The organism is Pseudomonas sp. PH1b (assembly GCF_000633395.1).
Taxonomy (GTDB): Bacteria; Pseudomonadota; Gammaproteobacteria; order Pseudomonadales; family Pseudomonadaceae; genus Aquipseudomonas.
Window position 1 is genome coordinate 243,289 of record NZ_AYMU01000007.1, and the last position, 18,145, is coordinate 261,433.

Sequence of the window (18,145 nt, forward strand, 5' to 3'; positions counted from 1 at the left end):
CGTGCGACTCAAGTGCATCAAGCTGGCGGGGTTCAAGTCCTTCGTCGATCCGACCACGGTGAACTTCCCCAGTAACATGGCGGCGGTGGTCGGGCCCAATGGCTGCGGCAAGTCGAACATCATCGACGCCGTGCGCTGGGTGATGGGCGAAAGCTCGGCGAAAAACCTGCGCGGCGAGTCGATGACCGACGTCATCTTCAATGGCTCCACCAGCCGCAAGCCCGTGAGCCAGGCCAGCATCGAACTGGTGTTCGACAACTCCAACGGCACCCTGGTGGGCGAGTACGCCGCCTATGCGGAAATCTCCATCCGCCGCAAGGTGACCCGCGACAGCCAGAACAGCTATTTCCTCAACGGCGCCAAGTGCCGCCGGCGGGATATCACCGATATCTTCCTGGGTACCGGCCTGGGGCCGCGCAGCTACTCGATCATCGAGCAGGGCATGATCTCCAAGCTGATCGAGGCCAAGCCCGAGGATTTGCGCAACTTCATCGAGGAAGCGGCAGGCATCTCCAAGTACAAGGAGCGCCGGCGCGAGACGGAAAACCGCATCCGCCGCACCCACGAAAACCTGGCGCGCCTGACCGACCTGCGCGAAGAACTGGAGCGCCAGCTCGAACGCCTGCACCGCCAGGCCCAGGCCGCCGAGAAGTATCAGGAATACAAGGCCGAGGAGCGTCAGCTCAAGGCGCAACTGTCGGCCCTGCGTTGGCAGGCATTGAATGAACAGGTCGGCCAGCGCGAGTCGGTGATCGGCAGCCAGGAAGTCAGCTTCGAGGCCCTGGTGGCCGAGCAGCGCAATGCCGACGCGGCCATCGAGCGCTTTCGCGACGGCCACCACGAATTGTCCGAGCGCTTCAATCTGGTGCAGGGGCGCTTCTACTCGGTGGGCGGCGATATCGCCCGGGTCGAGCAGAGCATTCAGCACGGCCAGCAGCGCTTGCGCCAGTTGCAGGATGACCTCAAGGAAGCCGAGCGCGCGCGCCTGGAAACCGAATCGCACCTGGGCCACGACCGCACCTTGTTGGCGACCCTGGGGGAAGAGCTGGCGATGCTCGAACCCGAGCAGGAAGTCACCGCCGCCGCTGCCGAGGAAGCCGCCGCGACCCTGGAAGACGCTGAAACCACCATGCACGGCTGGCAAGAGCAGTGGGACGCCTTCAACCTGAGTTCCGCCGAACCGCGGCGCCAGGCGGAAGTGCAGCAGTCGCGGATCCAGCAACTCGAAGGCAGCATGGAGCGGCTCTCCGAGCGCCAGCGGCGTCTGGGGGAGGAGCGCGAGCTGCTCTCGGCCGATCCGGAAGATGCGGCGATTCTCGAACTCAATGAACAACTGTCCGCCAGCGAGGCGACCCTGGAAGACCTGCAGGCCAGTGAGGAGTCCCAGGTCGAGCGCCTGGAGCAACTGCGCCAGCAATTGCAGCAGGCGACCCAGGCGCAGCAGCAGGCCCAGGGTGAATTGCAGCGGCTCAACGGCCGGCTGGCCTCCCTGGAAGCCTTGCAGCAGGCCGCGCTGGATCCTGGCACCGGCACCGCCGAATGGTTGCGTGATCAGCAGTTGGCCGAGCGTCCGCGTCTGGCCGATGGCATGCACGTGGAAGCGGGGTGGGAGTTGGCGGTGGAAACCGTGCTCGGCGCCGATCTGCAGGCGGTGCTGGTGGATGATTTTGCCGGCATCGACCTGGCGGGCTTCCAGCAGGGTGACCTGCGCTTGCTGAGCCTGCAGGGGGATGCGTCGCGCATGCCCGGGAGCTTGTTGGACAAGGTGCAATCCGCAGTGGATCTGTCGCCCTGGCTGGGGCAGGTCAAACCGGTGGAAAACCTCGAGCAGGCCCTGGCCCTGCGTGGGCAACTGGCATCTGGACAGAGCCTGATCAGCCGCGATGGGTACTGGGTGGGCCGGCATTTTCTGCGGGTGCGCCGCGCCAGTGAAGCGGAAAGTGGCGTGTTGGCGCGGGGGCAGGAAATCCAGCAATTGACCCTGGAGCGCGATGAGCTCGAAGCCCGTGTCGAGGCCCTGGAAAGCCAATTGCTCAACCTGCGGGCCCAGCAGCGCCAGCAGGAGAACGGTCGCGAACATCTGCGCCGTCTGCTGCAGGACGAGGCTCGCCAGCAGGGTGAGTTGAAAGCCCGGCTGTCTGCCGGCAAGGCCAAGGCCGAACAGTTGAGCCTGCGGCGCACCCGTCTCGATGAAGAGCTGGTGGAGCTTGGCGAGCAGCGTGAGCTGGAACACGAACAGATTGGCGAGGCGCGCCTGCAGTTGCAGGACGCCCTCGACAGCATGGCGCTGGATACCGAGCAGCGTGAGCTGCTGCTGGCCCAGCGTGACAGCCTGCGCGAGCGCCTGGATCGGGTGCGCCAGGAGGCGCGCCAGCACAAGGACCATGCACATCAGTTGGCAGTGCGCATGGGCTCGCTCAAGGCCCAGCATGACTCCACCCGGCAGGCCCTGGAGCGCCTGGAACAGCAGTCCGAGCGCCTGACCGAGAAGCGCGAACAGCTCAACCTCAACCTGGAGGAGGGCGAGGCGCCGCTGGAGGAGTTGCGTCTCAAGCTTGAAGAGCTGCTGGAAAAACGCATGACCGTGGACGTCGAGCTCAAGACCGCGCAAATCGCCATGGAGGATGCCGACCGGGAGCTGCGTGATGCCGAGAAGCGCCGTAGCCAGGCCGAACAGCAGTCGCAGTTGATCCGCGGTCAGCTCGAGCAGCAGCGCATGGAGTGGCAGGCCCTGAGCGTGCGCCGCAAGACTCTGCAGGAGCAGTTGCTGGCCGATGGTTACGATCTCGACGGAGTGCTGGCAACGCTGACCGGGGAGGCCAGCGAGCAGGCCGCCGAAGAGGAGCTGGAGCGTATTGCCGCGCGGATCCAGCGCTTGGGTGCGATCAACCTGGCGGCCATCGACGAGTACCAGCAGCAGTCCGAGCGCAAGCGTTATCTGGATGCCCAGGACGCGGATCTGGTGGAGGCCCTGGAAACCCTGGAAAACGTGATTCGCAAGATCGACAAGGAAACCCGTAATCGATTCAAGGATACCTTTGATCAGATTAACGGCGGTTTGCAGGCACTCTTTCCAAAAGTTTTCGGTGGTGGCAGCGCTTATTTGGAACTGACGGGCGAAGATTTACTCGATACAGGGGTGACGATCATGGCGCGTCCTCCGGGGAAGAAGAACAGCACCATTCATTTGCTCTCCGGTGGTGAGAAAGCATTGACCGCACTGGCCTTGGTGTTTGCCATCTTCAAATTGAATCCGGCGCCGTTCTGCATGCTTGACGAAGTTGACGCACCGCTGGATGACGCTAACGTTGGACGCTATGCCCGGTTGGTTAAAGAGATGTCGCAGACGGTGCAGTTCATCTATATCACCCACAACAAGATCGCCATGGAAATGGCTGATCAGTTGATGGGCGTGACGATGCATGAGCCCGGTTGTTCGCGCCTGGTGGCAGTGGATGTCGAGGAGGCGATGGCGATGGTGGACGCCTGAGTCCAGGGCGACTGAGGCGACTGTTGGGGGCAAGTCGGGGGATTTTCCCCATTGTCAGGTGGGCCAATCGATATATTGGCCCTAGGCATTGCGACAGACGGTGTAAAGTTGCCTTTGGTCGTGCTAGTTTAATGTCAATTTTTCCTATGCGTGGGCAAAACGCCATTCAGAACATAGAGTTGGCGCCACGTTTTAAAGCGGTTTGCAGATTGTAAACCCCTTATTTTTCAGCATTTTTTATAGAGGCACGGGATTACATGGAAATCGGTCTGCGCGAGTGGCTGATCGTCATCGGCATCATTGTTATCGCCGGTATTCTTTTTGATGGCTGGCGGCGTATGCGCGGCGGCAAGGGGAAGTTGAAATTCCGTCTTGATCGAAGTCTTTCCAATCTGCCTGACGATGAAAACGGCGGTGCCGAATTGCTGGGTCCGCCACGAGTGCTGGATACCCATAAAGAGCCGCAACTGGACGAGCATGACCTGCCGTCGGTGAGCATGCCCGCGCGTGAGCCACGAGAAGGCTCTTCCAAGCGCGGCAAGCGTGGTGGCGAACCGCACCAAGGCGACCTCAACCTGGACCTGGATCTGGACAGCGGCCCGAGCTTCAGCAGCCGTGACGATGACTTCCCGGCTGACGAAGGCAAGTCCGCAGCCCATAGCGACAAGGAACAACCGCAAGCCGAAGAAGTGCTGGTGATCAGTGTGATCTGCCGCGACGCTGCGGGCTTCAAGGGCCCGGCGCTGTTGCAGAACATTCTTGAAAGCGGCCTGCGTTTTGGCGAGATGGATATTTTCCACCGCCACGAAAGCATGGCCGGCAACGGCGAAGTGCTGTTCTCCATGGCCAACGCGGTCAAGCCTGGGGTGTTCGATCTGGATGACATCGACCATTTCAGCACGCCGGCCGTGAGCTTCTTCCTCGGCCTGCCGGGCCCGCGTCATCCCAAGCAGGCCTTCGACGTGATGGTGGCCGCGGCGCGCAAGCTGTCCCAGGAGCTCAATGGTGAACTCAAGGACGACCAGCGCAGCGTGCTGACCGCCCAGACCATCGAGCATTACCGCCAGCGCATTGTCGAATTCGAGCGCCGCGCCCTGACCCAGAAGCGCTAAGCTTCAACAGCCGGCCCCTCCAGTAGGGGCCGGTTCATTAGCGAAGTCTTTGCCCCCATCTTCAGATCGAGCAGCCTAGGCTGCTCTTTTGCTTTATGAGAGAACCCCATGACCGCCGCCGAAACCCGCATTCTTGAGCTGCGCGCCGAGCTGGACCAGCACAACTACCGCTACCACGTACTCGATGAGCCGAGCATTCCTGACGTGGAGTACGACCGCTTGTACCACGAGCTCAAAGCTCTGGAAGCCGAGCATCCAGAACTGGTGACCAGCGATTCGCCGACCCAGCGGGTTGGCAGTGCGGCGCTCTCGGCCTTCACCCAGGTTCGGCATGAGATCCCCATGCTCAGCCTGGGCAACGCCTTTGAAGAAGTCGACATGCGCGAGTTCGATCGCCGGGTCAGCGAAGGCCTGGACCTGCCGGCCGGCGACCTGTTCGGTGGTGGCGCGGCGGTGGAGTACAGCTGCGAACCCAAGCTCGATGGCCTGGCGGTCAGCCTGCTGTATCAGGATGGCGTGCTGGTGCGCGGCGCCACCCGTGGGGACGGCACCACCGGTGAAGACATCAGCGTCAACGTGCGCACCGTGCGCAACATTCCCCTCAAGCTGCAAGGCAATGGCTGGCCGGCGACCCTGGAAGTGCGCGGCGAAGTGTTCATGTCCAAGGCCGGTTTCGAGCGCTTGAACGCCGCGCAGCTGGAGTCGGGTGGCAAGACCTTCGCCAACCCGCGCAACGCTGCGGCAGGCAGCCTGCGCCAGCTGGATTCGAAGATCACCGCCAGCCGGCCGCTGGAGTTCTGTTGCTACGGGCTGGGCCAGGTCAGCGCAGAGATTGCCGACACCCATGTCGGCAATCTCGAGCAGTTGAAGCAGTGGGGCATGCCCATCAGTCGCGAGTTGCGGTTGGCCAGGGGTATCGATGAATGCCTGGACTACTACCGTGAGATCGGCGAACGCCGCAATGCACTGCCGTATGAAATCGACGGGGTGGTGTTCAAGGTCAACAGCATCGCCTCCCAGCGGGAGCTGGGCTTTCGGGCCCGGGAGCCGCGCTGGGCGATTGCCCACAAGTTCCCGGCCATGGAAGAGCTCACCGAGCTGCTGGACGTGGAGTTCCAGGTGGGCCGCACGGGGGCCGTGACCCCCGTGGCGCGTCTGAAGCCGGTCAAGGTGGCCGGGGTGACGGTGTCCAACGCCACCTTGCACAACATGGATGAAGTGGCGCGCCTGGGGCTGATGATCGGTGACACGGTGATCATCCGGCGTGCCGGGGATGTGATTCCGCAAGTGGTGCAGGTGGTTGCCGAGCGCCGCCCGGAGAATGCCCGCGCGGTGCAGATTCCCGAAAACTGTCCGGTTTGTGGTTCTCACGTCGAGCGTACTCAGTTGGTCAAGCGCAGCAAGGGCCGCGAAACCCTCAGTGAAGGCGCGGTGTATCGCTGTGTGGGCCGCCTGGCCTGTGGGGCCCAGCTCAAGCAGGCGATCATCCACTTCGTTTCCCGGCGCGCCATGGACATTGAAGGCCTGGGAGACAAGACCATCGAACAACTGGTGGACGAAAAGCTCATCGCCTCCCCGGCGGATCTCTATCGGCTCAAGTACGAGCAGATCATCGATCTGGAGGGGTTTGCCGAGGTTTCCAGCAACAAGCTGCTCAAGGCCATCGAGGACAGCAAGCGTCCGGCCCTGGCGCGGTTCATCTATGCCCTGGGCATTCCCGATGTCGGCGAAGAGACTGCCAAGGTTCTGGCGCGCTCCCTGGGAACACTGGCGCGGGTTCAGCAGGCACTGCCCCAGGTGCTGACCTATCTGCCGGACGTGGGCCTTGAAGTGGCCCACGAGATCCACAGCTTTTTCGAAGACGGCCATAACCAGGAAGTGATCGGCGCCTTGCTGGCCGAGGATCAATGCGGCCTGGTGTTGCAGGACCAGGGCGAACTGGGGGCGGAGTTCTCCGCCAGCACGACCCTGGGCGGCATGCTCGACAAGCTTGGCATTCCTTCCGTAGGGCCCGGTGCAGCGCAGAAGCTGGCGGACAAGTTTGGCTCCCTGCAGGGTGTGATTGCTGCCGACTGGCTGGACATGCGCCAGGCCTTGCCGGAGAAACAGGCAAAGGCGGTGCGCGAGTTCTTCGACAATCCGGCCAATGCCCAGTTGGCTCAGGCGATCGAGCAACAGTTGCTGGACTTCGGCATGCACTGGCACAGCGCGAAGAAAGTGGTCGAGGGCTTGCCATTGGCGGGCCAGACCTGGGTGCTCACCGGCTCCCTGGAACTGATGAGTCGCGATGTGGCCAAGGAGAAACTGGAAAGCCTGGGAGCCAAGGTGGCTGGTTCCGTCTCGGCCAAGACCCATTGCGTTGTAGCCGGCCCCGGTGCGGGCTCCAAGCTGGCCAAGGCCAGTGAGCTGGGCCTGAAGGTGCTGGACGAAGAGGCATTCGTCGCCTTTCTCGACAAGCACGGTGTTTCCATTTCCGGCTGATCCGCAGGGACGCGCTTGCCGGTTCATCTACCGGCAAGCGAGTTTCGGCAAGGTCTGGGGAACGCTGGAGCGGCCAGGATGATCTAGTCTTGGCAAGCTTCAGGGGGAGTTCGACATGCACCGTTTCTTCGAGCAGCTCAGTTCGCGGATTGCCGCACCTTTCGTCGCTGATCGTTCACGCAACAGCAGAGTCTGCTCGTGCCGTTGCGGGCAGTCGCTGTTCTTTCGCAACAGCCAGTGCCTGGCCTGCTCGGCCCTGGTGGGCTATGAGCCGCAGTCGGGCTGCCTGTCTTCCCTGCAACCGGGGCCGGTCTTCGATACTTGGATACTGGATGCCGCACCGAAGGGCGGGGCCTTCAAGCGTTGCGCCAACCTCGACACTCCCGCCGCCTGTAATTGGCTGCTGCCGGCACACTTGGCCGGCACCCTGTGTGTGGCTTGTCGCCTCAATCGCACCATTCCCGACTTGTCTGTTCCCGAAAACCCGGAGCGCTGGCGCAAGGTCGAGATCGCCAAGCGCCGCCTGGTGGCGCAGCTGTTCGCCCTCGGGTTGCAGATGGTTCCCAAAAGCGAAGATGAAGAGCGGGGGCTGGCCTTTGATTTCATCGGCGCCGACCTGCAGGGCAGGGCGCCCACCACTGGGCATGCCAAGGGTTTGATCACCCTGGACATCAAGGAGGCCGATGACGCTCACCGTGAAGGGGTGCGGGCGCAGATGCACGAGCCTTACCGTACCCTGCTCGGGCACTTTCGCCATGAGGTGGGGCACTACTACTGGGATCGGCTGATTGCCCGCAGCGCCTGGCTGGAGCCCTTTCGCGGCCTGTTCGGAGACGAGCGCTACAGTTATGCCGAGGCCTTGGACCGGCATTACCAGAAAGGTGCGCCGAGCGGTTGGCAGCAGAGCCATGTCAGCGCCTACGCCACTATGCATCCCTGGGAAGATTGGGCGGAAACCTGGGCTCACTACCTGCACATGATGGACGCGGTGGACACTGCCCTGGGGTTCGGTCTGAGTGCCCGAGACGTGGATCTCGACTACCAGCCGTTCCCCTTGAGTGCCCTGTACGATCCGCAACATCCGGGCGGCTTGGCGTTCCTGGCTTTCGTCAATGCCTGGATCGAGCTGGCTGGCATGCTCAATGAGCTGTCGCGGAGCATGGGCCAAGCGGATTTCTACCCCTTCATCCTGTCGCCGCCGGTGATTGCCAAGCTGCATTTCATTCACCTGGTGATCCAGCAGGAAGGTGGCCGGGCCGACGAAGTGCTGTCTCTGGACTGACCGGGTTGGCGTTGCCCGGGGAGCTGTTGGCGCAACCTGCGCTGGGCGCGGTAGTGGCTCTTGTCCTGAGCTGCCGAATCCGGCGGCAGGTTGGTGTCGCCGCAATTGGGCGTCAATCCCGGTCGGTCATCCGCCTGCCGCCGACTCGCTACCCGCGCGAGCGAGCGAGCTCACACCGGGTTTTCCCCCAGGCAAGATCCAAGTGCTTGAAGCTCATCAGATTTTTTAATCTGCAACGAGCGGTTGTAAGTTCGATTCAGATAGGTACAATGGCGCGGCTCGCCGTCAGGTGAGCGTCGTTATGGTGACCCCATCGGTCCCCCCGCAACGATTACCCGTGAACCTGGTCAGAGCCGGAAGGCAGCAGCCACAGCGGGAACATTGTGTGCCGGGGTGTGGCTGGTGGGGTTGCCTCCATAACGCCCCTCGTTGGTCCTCGACGAGTGTGTTCAAGTTATTCGCACATTACACAGCCATGCAGCCTTTCCCGGTTGCGTGTTTTTTGTCGTTCGTGCATTTCTTTCGTGCAGCACAGTGACGAGTCCCTGTATGCCTGCCAAGGCGACGACTTCCCGGGCGAGGGAGCATTGCTGCCATCGCCCTCGGTTGTTGAATGGATTAATGCGTGATCTTTCCTGATTTGCCATGCGCAGCAAGGAGCAGTAATGGCGCTTACCAGCAAGATTTCTCCCTACGACGATCAGTGGCCCCAGGGCTTCATCAGCGAGAAAAAGCGCATAGCCAAGGGGTTCGGTGCCGAGCTCATGGCGATTCATCATGTCGGCAGCACGGCCGTGCCCGGGTTGGCGGCCAAGCCGGAAATCGACCTTCTGGCGGTGGTGTCCGAGCACAGGGATGTCACTGCCCGTATCGCCTTCATGATGGGCTTGGGTTATGTCCGGGGCTCGGATCTTTCGGCGGGTCATCACTTTTATCGGCGCGATGTCGATGGCGTACGCACCCACAAGGTGCATGTCTGTGTCCAGGGGCACGAGCAGATCGAGCGGATGCTGCGTTTTCGCGAGCTGTTGTGCCAGGACGATAGCCTTCGCCAGCAATACCAGGACTTGAAGCTGCAACTTGAGGCCAGCAACCGCCAAGGCATTGGTGAGTACCTGGCGCAAAAGGCGCCCTTTATCCAGGCGCTGCTAGATCGATATCGGCCGTGACAGGTGCCTGCTCGGGCGCCAGGTCAGCGCCTGCAAATCCTCGGGCGACAGTCGGTGATACGGCGAAAGCGCATTGCCAGGCGTGAGCCCGAGGCGTAGCCGCTCTCGCGGTAATTTCGTCGCTGGTCATTGCTGCGCTTGAGCATCGCGCTGAAGCGCCGGCTCTATGTGTGCTGCACTATGGGTTGCGCTCAGGTCGCCCATTTTTCCCGCAGCAACTGGGCAAATGCATCCCTTGCGTTGTGCCGCGTGACATCCCGATGCCAGACAAAGCGGTTGTCTACGGGCAGCAGATCGTCGAAGCGCTGCACGGTCAGTGTGGCCGACTGTGAGTAGCGCTCCAGCACGCCTTGGGGAATCAGCGAGACGCCGGCGCCAACACTGACGCAGCCGATAATCGTGCCCCAACTGGCATATCCGGTAATCGGCAGGTTCAGTTCATGCCTGGCCAGCCAGTTTTCCAGGGCGCGGCGATAGGGGCAGCCTGTGGGCCACATGAACAGGTTCTGTCCCTGCAGATCGCCGGGGGTGCGGATCGGCGCGCTGGTGGCGCTGGAAATCAGCACCAGAGGCTCGCGATAGAGCACGGTCTGTTGCAGTTTCGCCGGCAGGTGGTCGATGGCCACCAGGGCGCCGTCGATGCGTTGGTGCTGCAACTCTTCAAAGAGTTGCGACCAGGTGCCGGTTGTCAGTTCCACACTCACGTTTGGGTAGCGCCGGTGGTATTGCGCCAGCAGCGGCGGCAAGCGCCCGCCCGCACAGGATTCGATCGAGCCCAGGCGCAGCAGGCCGCTGGGTTCGGCCTGGCCGTCCACTGCGTGCTTGGCTTCGTCCACCAGGGCCAGGATGCGTTCGCTGTAGCCGAGGAAGATTTCGCCGGCGGGGCTGATCTTCAGGCCGCGTCCGATGCGGTTGAACAGGACTGTGCCCAGCTCGTTTTCCAGCTGCTTGAGGCGGTTGGTGATGTTGGAGGGAACGCAGTGCAATTGCTCGGCCGCACGGGCAATGCTGCCGGTGCGGGCCACTGCTCTCACCATCTTCAATTGGGCCAGTTCCATTGCTCAGTTCCAGTGAGTGATTGGCTCAGTATCGGTTAATTGTAGTGAGGTGTTGAGGGCGGGACACTGGTTTTCCTCTTTTCTATGGGAATGCCTGTGTCGTGAAGATCTCGCCCGTGTTCAAGTTGGTGCTGGCCAGTGCTGCGGTGATTCTGTGCTGGGCCTATTCCCCGGTGGGGATCCATATTGGTCTGGAGGGCTACAGTCCCGGGCATCTGGCGTTGCTGCGCTTTCTGATCGCCTCGCTGTTCATGGGCGCAATGGCGCTGGTGTTGAACATTGCCCTGCCGCGCTGGCGCGATCTGCCCGGGTTGCTGGTGCTGGGCTTTTTTGCCATAGCCCTGCATCACGTCAGCCTCAACTATGGTCAGCAAGGCTTGAGTGCCGGGGCGTCCAGCGTACTGGCGCAGTCGGCGCCGATCTTCAGCACCCTGATTGCGTTTTTCTGGCTCAAGGAACCGGTCAGCGGTTGGCGCTGGGGCTGCGTGCTAGTGGGGATGCTGGGAGCGGTGATCGTGGTGATGGGTGACCAGGGGCTGGGAGCGGTCGAGGTCCATGGCTTGCTGGTATTGCTGGCGGCGTTTTCCTGGGGGCTGTACTTCGTGTTGCAGCGGCGTTTTTCCGGGCGCTACGGGGTGCTGACCACGGTCTGCTACATGGTCTGGAGCGGCACCCTGTTGTTGACGGTCTATGCGCCAGGGTTGGCCCGGGCGGTAGCGCTGGCCCCGTGGCGGGTCAATCTGGCGGTGCTGTTGCTGGGATTGTTTCCCAGTGCATTGGCGTACCTGGCCTGGGCCTATGTCCTGGCACGGGTGGAAGTCAGTCGGGCGTCGATCGCCATGTACCTGATTCCGCCAGTGGCGATGCTGCTGGCCGCGACGGTGCTGGGAGAGCAGGTGCAGTCCAGCGTGGTGCTGGGGGCGGCAGTGGTACTGGGCAGCGTGATGGCGATGCAGGGCGAGGGGCGTTGGCGGCAATGCCGTACCGTTGCGAGCGCGCCAGGGGTGAAGCCACTGGAGACTCGGGGGCGCGAGTAGCCTGGTTGCGCGTGACAACGCCCCGCGGGGCGGGGCGTTGTGCCAGGGCGGATCAGCCTTTTTTCTTGAACAGCCTGCCAACCAGCGCAGCGAGGGCGAGCACACCCACGACAATGAATTTCTTGCCGGCCAGGAGCAGTACCCCAAGCTTGGCGAACAGCCCGGCCTTGCTAGCGATGCCGCCGGCCACCAGGGCGGCGAGTCCATAGGAGGCGAGCTTGTCGGTGCTCGGGTTGTAGTCGGCGTAGCGATTGCCGTCGGTGAAGTTGGTGAAGGCCAGGACCTTGGGGATCTCGCGCTTAATGGTCGGCAGGTCATCCATGGAGGCAACTGCGTTGAGTTCCAGCACGCCTTCGCGGCCCAGTACGCGGATGCTGTAGTTCAGGGTGTTGCTCTCGGCGCCTTCGGCCTTGAGCTCGCGGGCCCAGTACATCTTGTGGGATTGTGCGTCGTAGCTGGGCTGTTCGGCCCAGCCCAGCAGGTGGATGGCGCCGTAGCCTTGTTCCTTGCGCTGCTTGTTATCTTCCTTGTCCGCCTCCTGCATCTGTTCGAGCAGTTCCTTGTAGTCGATCTTCGCCGCGTCATCGTCGGAGATATGACCGTCATCCTTGTAGCTGATGATTACGCCCCAGCCTTCGGCGGACAGCGGGCTGACCGCGCTGGGCACGATCATGCCCAGGGTGGTGAAGCCGGGTGGGTTGCCCCAGCCTTCGGTCAGCAGCTTCTCGGTATCTTTGGGGGTGAGGTAGTAGAACTCGTTGCTCAGGTCGAGGCTGGCGATGTCCCCGGGCAGCTTGACCTTGCCGTGGCGTGGCGAGAGCGAAGCAAGGAACTGTTCGGCGCTCTGGGCCTCGGCGTCCTTGTTCTCGCTCGGTGCGTCGGCCAGGGCCAGGAATGAGGTGGCGCAGAGGACGGCCATGGCCATCAAGAGTCGCAGGTACTTCATCGTATTCCCTTACATTCTGTGACAAGTTGGCGGGGAGGATAACGATGAGCGCGCCTGGGCTCAATGAGACGTTTCTTTTTGTTTCCGGCGAGGATCAGGGGCGGAGCGTCGCGGGAAGGGCGCGGGGGCAGCGCCACTTCGCCGTGGGCGGGTCAGTCGAGGTTCAGGTAGAGCACGCGCAAGCGGTGCCCGTCGGGGTCGAGGGCAACCAGGGTGTAGCCGAAATCCATCAAGGTGGGGGGCAGGGCAATGGTCATGCCCAGGGCTTGCCAGTGCCGGTACAGTTCATCCACGGCTTCGCGGCTGTCCACCGCCCAGCCCAGCTCGCCGCCACCGCCGGTTGCCGCGGCGCTGGGCTCCACGGTGTGGCGGGACCACAGGCCGAGCTTGATGCCCGAATCGAGGATGAACAGGGCGAAGGTCTGCGATGATTCCACCGGCGACTTGTTCAGCAGGCGGCTGTAGAAGGCTGCACTGACGGCGGGGCTGTCCACGTAAAGCAGGAAATAGGTATGGGTGATCATGACGACTCCAGGCTCCTTGGGGCTGTGCGAAGGGCATCAGCTTATGCGCTGGGTCTGTCAGTTCCTGTCAGGAGTGGAGATTGAAAAGAGGCCCGTTTATCAGGGGGCGATAAGCGTGCCTCTTTTGTTGATGTGTTGCGGGGCTCAAGGCTTGGACAAGGCCTGGTCTACCGCTGCTATCAGCTTTCCCAGATCCTTCGGGGTGGCTTTGTGAATGACACCGAACAAATAAGCCCGCTGTTCCTCTTCGTCACCCAGATCGGCAAAGAAGGCTTTCAGCTTCACTCCCAGTGCTTCGGCTAGTAGAAATAGAGCTTCAACGCTGGGGGTGTAGGTGCCGGTTTCGAAGCGGCTGATGGTTTTTGGGTCAAAACCGGTTTTTTCACCTAGTTCAGCCTGAGTAAGCCCCGCTACCTTTCGATAGCGCTTGATGGCTGCACCCAAACTTGAAATTTGCATCGCTCAATTCCCATTTAGAATCAAGAACTTAACGATAAATATTGGCATTAGACAACACCACATCTCATCACCTTGCTTTGCAAAATGTGATGCATTTCGTAGAATCGGCGCTTCGGACAGGTATTTGGTGATCTAGTTTCAGAAGGCAGGTTTATGAAACAAGAAATCATTGCATTTCCCTTGTTCACCTAAACCGGGGGCTTGGCAGAGGCTCGAACGTCTCGTAAATCCCGCCAACGTGCCGTCCGCCGTCCCTACCTGACGCCTTATCTGATCCTAGTTGATCTCCGTCGAATCGATGGTCAACTGCCGCGCAAACCGCTGTACGGCTGCAATCAGGGCGAACTTACCGATTGAGTTGTACCGCCAGGAAAGTACATCGCGAATCAATCTATTACCGGTCTCCCGGTATCTGTTGATCGCAGGCTGTCTATGGAGTTCTAAAGTGCGTCTCAATTTGCCGGTCACCTCTGTTGAGCAGACCTTTCCCGACCAGCAGCGGCTCATATCCGCCACCGATACCAATAGTCACATCACCTATTGCAATGCCGAGTTTGCCGCCATGAGCGGATTCAGTCAGGCCGAGTTGATCGGCAGCACCCACAACCTGGTGCGTCATCCGGATATGCCCGCTGCGGTGTTCGAATCGATGTGGGGTTACCTCAAGGCCGGCCAGAGCTGGATGGGGGTCGTGAAGAACCGCTGCAAGAACGGCAACTTCTATTGGGTCAGCGCGTATGTCACGCCGATTCTCGAGAGCGGGCGGCTGGTAGGCTACGAGTCGGTCCGGGTCAAGCCGACGCGGCAGCAAGTCAGTCGTGCCGAGGCCTTGTATGCCCGGTTGCGTGCCGACAAGGCGCCGGTGTCTGCCTGGCGCCGCGTGGAAGCCGTTGCCCGCCCCTTGCTGCTGCCGGTGGCCTTGGCGCTGGGTTGTCTGGCGGCATTCACCTGGCTGCCGACGCTGGTGGCGCAGGGGGTGACGGTCGCGGCGTTCGTCGGGAGCGGTCTGCTGGCCCAGCGGCGCCTGGGGCAACAGCTCAAGCAAATCGTCAGCAGCACCCCCAACACCTTTGCCGACCCGATCTGTGCCCTGGCCTACAGTGATGCGCTGGGGCCGGCAGCGCAGTTGCAGATGATCCTGATCAGTGAGGAGGCGCGGCTGAAAACCGCCTTGACCCGCCTCAGCGACCTGGCCCGGCAGATGGCCACGGCGGCGGCCGACTCCAGCCAGTTGTCCAGCCGCACCGAGTCGGCCCTGTTGGAGCAGCGCGCGGAAACCGACATGACGGCCGCGGCCATGACCCAGATGGCGGCCTCGATCACCGAGGTTGCCGAACATGTGCAGCACACCGCCAGCGAGGCTCATACCGCCAATCTCCTGGCCCAGCAGGGCAGTCAGGTAGCGGGCACATCGCGCGATGCGATCCAGTTGCTGGCCCGCACGGTTACCCAGATCAACCAGGCGGTGGGCGACCTGGCCGGGCAGACCCAGGACATCATGGTGGCGGCAAGCATGATCCAGGCGATCGCCGACCAGACCAACTTGCTGGCCCTGAACGCAGCCATCGAGGCGGCTCGGGCCGGTGAGCAGGGACGCGGCTTTGCCGTGGTCGCCGACGAGGTGCGAGCCCTGGCCGGCAAGACCCGCGAGTCGACCCAGCAGATCCAGGGCATCATCCAGAGCCTGCGGGCCGGGGCCGACGAAGCGGTACAGATCGCCAGTCTCGGCATCGAGGAGGCGGAGCAGGGCGTGCAGCAAGTGCTGCAGGCGCAACAGGCCTTGCAGGGCATTGGCGCTGCGGTCGAGCGTATCACCGACATGAGCCAGCAGATGGCCGCAGCCTCCCAGGAGCAGTCCCACGTCGCCGAATCGGTTTCCGAACAGATCAACAGTGTCGCCGCCACGGTGCAGCGCACTGCCGAGAACGCCAGCGCCGGAGTGGTTCGTGGCGCCGAGCTGGAAAACATCTCTTCCGGGCTGCGGGCCCTGGTCGAGCGGTTCAACCGCTAGCGACAGTGAGTTCGACTCATGGATGAGAAATACCGCAGGGCCGTCGATGCTGCCGCCATTTTCTCCGAGACCGATCTCGGCGGCAGCATCACCTATGTCAATGATCTGTTCTGCCAGGTTTCCGGCTACAGCCGTGAGGAACTGATCGGCGCCAACCATCGGATGCTCAGTTCCGGCCTGCACCCGCCGGAATTCTTTGTCGAGCTGTGGCAGACCATCACCCAGGGGCGGGTGTGGAAAGGCGAGATCTGTAACCGCGCCAAGGACGGTAGCCTGTACTGGGTCGACAGCACCATGGTGCCGCTGGTCGACCAGCGTTCGGGACGGGTGGTGCGCTACGTCTCGATCCGTTTTGACGTCAGCGAGAAGCGCCAGTTGCTGCATTCGCTGCAGTGGCGGGTCGGGCATGACGTGCTGACCGGCCTGCCCAACCGGGCCTTTCTCTCCGACCTGCTGCACCAGGCCCTGGAGTTCTCTCGCCAGGAAGACATTCCCCTGGCCGTGTGCATGCTCGACCTTGACGGCTTCAAGGCGGTCAACGATGGCTACGGGCACGCCAGTGGCGACCTGCTGCTGGTGGAGGTGGCCGCGCGCCTGCGTTCGATCATTCGTGGCGAGGATGTGGTGGCACGCCTGGCCGGTGACGAGTTCGTGCTGATCCTGCGTTATGTGCGGGACATGTTCGAGTTGCGGGCGGCGCTGCAGCGAGTCCTGGGCGTCATTTCCCAGCCTTACTCGATTCAGGGCATGGACATCAGTGTATTCGCCAGCATTGGCGTGACCCTGTTTCCCACCGACAACCATGATGCCGATACGTTGTTGCGCCACGCCGACCAGGCCATGTACGTGGCCAAGCAGAGCGGTCGCAATCGTTTCCACCTGTTCGATGTGTTGCGTGATCGTGAGGTGATGGTCACCTACCAGACCGTCGAACAGGTGCGCCAGGCATTGAATGCCGGTGAGCTGCACCTGTACTTCCAGCCCAAGGTCAACATGCGCAGCGGTGCGGTGGTGGGGTTCGAGGCGATGCTGCGCTGGCAGCATCCGCAGCGCGGAATGCTCGGCTCCCAGGAGTTCCTGGCCCAGGTGGAGGAGACCGACCTGATCGTCGATATCGGCGAATGGGTCATGGACCAGGTGATGACCCAGTTGCAATGCTGGCAGGTGGCCGGGCACGGCTGGCCCGTTAGCCTGAATGTCGCGGCCCGGCATTTTCAGCGCGGGGACTTTGTCGAACGGCTCAAGGGCATGCTCGATCGTTATCCGGATGTATCGCCGTCCCTGCTGGACCTGGAGATCGTCGAGTCGGTGGCCATCGACAACATCCAGCGGGTCAGCGATTGCCTCGATGCCTGCCAGGGCTTTGGGGTGCAGTTCTCCCTGGGAAATTTCGGCACCGGCAATTCATCCCTCAGCTACCTCAAGCGCTTGCGCACCCAGACCCTGAAGATCGACCGCTTGTTTGTCCGTGACATGCTGCACGACGAGGATGATCAGGCACTGATCCAGGCCCTGGTGGGATTGGCCCAGGCCTTTGGCCGCCAGGTAGTGGCCGAAGGCCTGGAAAGCCTGGCCCATGGAGAGCGGTTGATGGCCCTGGGCTGTGAAGTGGCCCAAGGGGACTTCATTGCCCGGCCGATGCCGGCCAGCGCAGTGCTGGGCTGGGTGCAGGGGTTCGAGCCGCCGCAGTCATGGTGCGGCCTTGAGGTTCAGGGGCTGGCGCTGCCAGGATCCTGAGGGTCGGGGGTGATGTAGTGCTGGACGATGGCATCGATCTCGCCGGACATCTTCATCCGCAGCAGGGTCCGCAGAATCCGCTGGGCCGGTACCTGCGGATCGTTGCGCACGTAGCAGCCCACCGCCTGCTCCTGCACCAGCGCAACGCTGTACAGCGGCTTGCCTGAGGCCTGGGTGCGGTTGAACCAGTCCAGGGTCCATTGGCTGGCGATGGCGTAGCGGTAGCGGCCGACCTGAAGTTTTTGCAGCACCTGTTCCTCGTTGCGTGCGTCGTCGCGAATCAGCCGGGCGCTGTCGAACAGTGGTTGCAGTGCGGTGTAGGTGTAGCTGAGCACGGTGCCGATGTGCTGGCCGGTCAAGGCCTGGGGATCCATTCCCGGCGGGTGTTCGTGATTGCTTACCAGCAGGTTGCGCTGGTTGAACAGCGGTACGCTCCACAGGTAGTCGCCAGACAGGTTTGGCAACCAGGCCTGGGCGGCGTAGCAGCGCACGTCGACTTCGCCCTGGGCCATGGCGTTCTGCACTCGGGCCCGGGCCAGGACATGAAACTCAGGGGGGGCGCCCAGGTGCCTGGCCAGGCTGATCATCAGGTCGTAGAGGATGCCGTCGGTGGGCTGGTCACCCTCGATCTCGATGGTCGGCATGGCCCAGCTGTCGGCGACGACAAAGCGTAGAGGCGGCTCAGAAGCCTCCAGGCCGGTACTGAGCACAAGCAGCGCGCCCCACATCAAACGCATACGATCTCCATGGTTCAAACGGGCGATCAGTCCTTTGCAAAATGCAGCTTAGACAGATTAGACGAGCGCGCCGGATGCAATTTCGCCCTTGCTCCGCTAGCA

13 protein-coding genes, 1 other RNA gene and 1 pseudogene are annotated in these 18,145 nt (G+C 62.2%); 10 read left to right on the forward strand and 5 right to left on the reverse strand.

The genetic code is table 11. The features are described 5' to 3' along the window. The first annotated feature begins 1 nt into the window (after nucleotide 1). The 6 genes from smc to U873_RS0113715 all read left to right on the forward strand — a co-directional run bounded on the left by smc (nucleotide 2) and on the right by U873_RS0113715 (nucleotide 9,534). On the forward strand, nucleotides 2–3,490 hold the full coding sequence (gene smc / locus U873_RS0113695) for a chromosome segregation protein SMC (protein ID WP_025128795.1): 3,489 nt from the start codon (nucleotides 2–4) through the stop codon (nucleotides 3,488–3,490). Nucleotides 3,491–3,747: 257 nt separating this feature from the next. Beyond that, a complete protein-coding gene (gene zipA, locus U873_RS0113700) occupies nucleotides 3,748–4,602 on the forward strand; it encodes a cell division protein ZipA (protein ID WP_025128796.1) in 855 nt (284 codons plus the stop codon). Between the two features lie 108 nt (nucleotides 4,603–4,710). Then, nucleotides 4,711–7,083, forward strand: coding sequence for an NAD-dependent DNA ligase LigA (gene ligA, locus U873_RS0113705; RefSeq protein WP_025128797.1), 2,373 nt, complete (start codon nucleotides 4,711–4,713; stop codon nucleotides 7,081–7,083). Between the two features lie 115 nt (nucleotides 7,084–7,198). Beyond that, on the forward strand, nucleotides 7,199–8,365 hold the full coding sequence (locus tag U873_RS0113710) for a putative zinc-binding metallopeptidase (protein ID WP_025128798.1): 1,167 nt from the start codon (nucleotides 7,199–7,201) through the stop codon (nucleotides 8,363–8,365). Between the two features lie 311 nt (nucleotides 8,366–8,676). After that, nucleotides 8,677–8,773, forward strand: an RNA gene (gene ffs / locus U873_RS34865) — signal recognition particle sRNA small type. Between the two features lie 257 nt (nucleotides 8,774–9,030). Continuing rightward, nucleotides 9,031–9,534 carry a GrpB family protein gene (locus tag U873_RS0113715; RefSeq protein WP_025128799.1) on the forward strand — a complete coding sequence of 168 codons (504 nt, stop codon included), beginning with the start codon at nucleotides 9,031–9,033 and terminating at the stop codon, nucleotides 9,532–9,534. A 191-nt stretch (nucleotides 9,535–9,725) separates the two neighbouring features. On the opposite strand, the gene U873_RS0113720 is transcribed toward U873_RS0113715, so the two are convergent. Beyond that, nucleotides 9,726–10,592: a LysR family transcriptional regulator gene (locus tag U873_RS0113720; protein WP_025128800.1), complete on the reverse strand. Its 867-nt coding sequence runs from the start codon at nucleotides 10,590–10,592 to the stop codon at nucleotides 9,726–9,728. A 101-nt stretch (nucleotides 10,593–10,693) separates the two neighbouring features. Between U873_RS0113720 and U873_RS0113725 the strand changes: the two genes are divergently transcribed. Beyond that, on the forward strand, nucleotides 10,694–11,629 hold the full coding sequence (locus U873_RS0113725) for a DMT family transporter (protein ID WP_025128801.1): 936 nt from the start codon (nucleotides 10,694–10,696) through the stop codon (nucleotides 11,627–11,629). 52 nt (nucleotides 11,630–11,681) lie between these two features. On the opposite strand, the gene U873_RS0113730 is transcribed toward U873_RS0113725, so the two are convergent. The 3 genes from U873_RS0113730 to U873_RS0113740 form a co-directional block, all read right to left on the reverse strand. Continuing rightward, nucleotides 11,682–12,575 carry a DUF2167 domain-containing protein gene (locus tag U873_RS0113730; RefSeq protein WP_025128802.1) on the reverse strand — a complete coding sequence of 298 codons (894 nt, stop codon included), beginning with the start codon at nucleotides 12,573–12,575 and terminating at the stop codon, nucleotides 11,682–11,684. A gap of 152 nt (nucleotides 12,576–12,727) precedes the next feature. Continuing rightward, nucleotides 12,728–13,099: a VOC family protein gene (locus tag U873_RS0113735; protein WP_025128803.1), complete on the reverse strand. Its 372-nt coding sequence runs from the start codon at nucleotides 13,097–13,099 to the stop codon at nucleotides 12,728–12,730. Between the two features lie 144 nt (nucleotides 13,100–13,243). After that, nucleotides 13,244–13,558, reverse strand: coding sequence for a helix-turn-helix domain-containing protein (locus tag U873_RS0113740; RefSeq protein ID WP_025128804.1), 315 nt, complete (start codon nucleotides 13,556–13,558; stop codon nucleotides 13,244–13,246). Nucleotides 13,559–13,856: 298 nt separating this feature from the next. On the opposite strand from U873_RS0113740, the pseudogene U873_RS37570 reads away from it, so the two are divergent. The 3 genes and pseudogenes from U873_RS37570 to U873_RS0113750 form a co-directional block, all read left to right on the forward strand. After that, a pseudogene (locus U873_RS37570) lies at nucleotides 13,857–14,285 on the forward strand (PAS domain-containing protein); the annotation flags it as partial. A gap of 186 nt (nucleotides 14,286–14,471) precedes the next feature. Next, a complete protein-coding gene (locus U873_RS0113745; protein WP_371261310.1) occupies nucleotides 14,472–15,569 on the forward strand; it encodes a methyl-accepting chemotaxis protein in 1,098 nt (365 codons plus the stop codon). Between the two features lie 18 nt (nucleotides 15,570–15,587). After that, complete coding sequence (locus U873_RS0113750) at nucleotides 15,588–17,306, forward strand: bifunctional diguanylate cyclase/phosphodiesterase (RefSeq protein ID WP_025128806.1); 1,719 nt, start codon at nucleotides 15,588–15,590, stop codon at nucleotides 17,304–17,306. On the opposite strand, the gene U873_RS0113755 is transcribed toward U873_RS0113750, so the two are convergent. Further along, on the reverse strand, nucleotides 17,279–18,043 hold the full coding sequence (locus U873_RS0113755) for an ABC transporter substrate-binding protein (protein ID WP_025128807.1): 765 nt from the start codon (nucleotides 18,041–18,043) through the stop codon (nucleotides 17,279–17,281). The genes U873_RS0113750 and U873_RS0113755 overlap by 28 nt on opposite strands. Between the last annotated feature and the right edge of the window lie 102 nt (nucleotides 18,044–18,145).

What these genes read in the sequence shown, in the direction of transcription:
- zipA (WP_025128796.1), top strand. Translation starts at nt 3,748, where the DNA reads ATGGAAATCGGTCTGCGCGAGTGGCTGATCGTCATCGGCATCATTGTT.
- ligA (WP_025128797.1), top strand. Translation starts at nt 4,711, where the DNA reads ATGACCGCCGCCGAAACCCGCATTCTTGAGCTGCGCGCCGAGCTGGAC.
- U873_RS0113710 (WP_025128798.1), top strand. Translation starts at nt 7,199, where the DNA reads ATGCACCGTTTCTTCGAGCAGCTCAGTTCGCGGATTGCCGCACCTTTC.
- U873_RS0113715 (WP_025128799.1), top strand. Translation starts at nt 9,031, where the DNA reads ATGGCGCTTACCAGCAAGATTTCTCCCTACGACGATCAGTGGCCCCAG.
- U873_RS0113720 (WP_025128800.1), bottom strand. Translation starts at nt 10,592, where the DNA reads ATGGAACTGGCCCAATTGAAGATGGTGAGAGCAGTGGCCCGCACCGGC.
- U873_RS0113730 (WP_025128802.1), bottom strand. Translation starts at nt 12,575, where the DNA reads ATGAAGTACCTGCGACTCTTGATGGCCATGGCCGTCCTCTGCGCCACC.
- U873_RS0113735 (WP_025128803.1), bottom strand. Translation starts at nt 13,099, where the DNA reads ATGATCACCCATACCTATTTCCTGCTTTACGTGGACAGCCCCGCCGTC.
- U873_RS0113740 (WP_025128804.1), bottom strand. Translation starts at nt 13,558, where the DNA reads ATGCAAATTTCAAGTTTGGGTGCAGCCATCAAGCGCTATCGAAAGGTA.
- U873_RS0113750 (WP_025128806.1), top strand. Translation starts at nt 15,588, where the DNA reads ATGGATGAGAAATACCGCAGGGCCGTCGATGCTGCCGCCATTTTCTCC.
- U873_RS0113755 (WP_025128807.1), bottom strand. Translation starts at nt 18,043, where the DNA reads ATGCGTTTGATGTGGGGCGCGCTGCTTGTGCTCAGTACCGGCCTGGAG.